At 51.6% G+C, this 1009-nt stretch carries 1 protein-coding gene and 1 pseudogene; one reads left to right on the top strand and one right to left on the bottom strand.

Annotated features, from left to right (window positions below):
- A pseudogene (locus tag HW443_RS13085) lies at nucleotides 1–270 on the top strand (hypothetical protein); the annotation flags it as partial.
- Here HW443_RS13085 and lipB read toward each other — a convergent pair.
- Nucleotides 267–1009, bottom strand: a 743-nt coding sequence (gene lipB / locus HW443_RS11830) for a lipoyl(octanoyl) transferase LipB (protein ID WP_308751111.1), incomplete at its 5' end; no start/stop codon positions are given. The pseudogene HW443_RS13085 and the gene lipB overlap by 4 nt on opposite strands.

The raw sequence follows: 1009 nt of genomic DNA on the forward strand, positions 1-1009 counted from the left end.
TCCGGTTTTCGGTGTATAAGCAGTCGGGTCCTGGAAAAGACAGAACTCGTCACTCGGACCTTCGACACCGAACCAGAGCTACTGATGAGAGCGAGCTGGCACGGCTTTAAGATTCATCATGTTCCTATTACCAGCGTCTACCTTCCCAATTCTATCAGCCGTATAAATCCTATAGTCGATACCTGGAGGTTTTTTGCCCTGGTCTTCCGCAGCTTCAGGTGGGAAAGAAATATTCGGAGGGCCAAAAATACTCCTGGCGTTTATCCTTAAGCCTGGAACAGGGTGGAAAAGACTGCTGCATAAACCTTTTTTACTTCGTCCATCCTCACCTTTTTCTCCAGCACCTTCTCCATGGAGGTCATCCTTACGCCCACCAGGCCACAGGGACGGATAAGCTCAAAATGAGAGAGATTGGTATTGACGTTGAGGGCGAAGCCGTGGTGGGTTACCCACTTGGAGATGCGGACCCCGATAGAGGCGATCTTATAGACCTCCACCCAGACCCCCCGCAATCCCTTTACTCGAGTTGCCGGGATGGAGAAATTCTGCAGGGTCTCAATGATGGACTCCTCCAACTGGCTCACGTACCACTGGACATCCGGCCGCATCTTCTTCAGATTCAGGATAGGATAGCCCACTAACTGGCCCGGTCCATGGTAGGTCACATCTCCTCCCCGGTCTGTCTGAAGCACAGAAATACCCTCTTTTTCCAAGAATTGAGAGTCGGCCAGTATGTTTGCCAGGCGGGCGTTTCGCCCCACCGTGATTACCGGGGGATGTTCCAGCAAAAGGAGATGGTCGCCGATTTCACCCTCTATTCTGCAGCGGGCCATCTTCTTCTGAAGCTCGAAAGCCTCCTCATAGGGCACAATTCCCAGGTTGAGAATGCAAAGCTTCGTTTCTATTCGTGATTTTTGTACTACGCTCTGTTTTGCTGCCATTGCTGCTTTGGCTTGGTTCTTCTGTTGTGGACAACTACTTCCTTTAGTAGCTGGCCGCCACCCGGGGG

Source organism: Candidatus Hakubella thermalkaliphila, assembly GCF_013281975.1.
GTDB classification, from domain to species: domain Bacteria; phylum Actinomycetota; class Humimicrobiia; order Hakubellales; family Hakubellaceae; genus Hakubella; species Hakubella thermalkaliphila.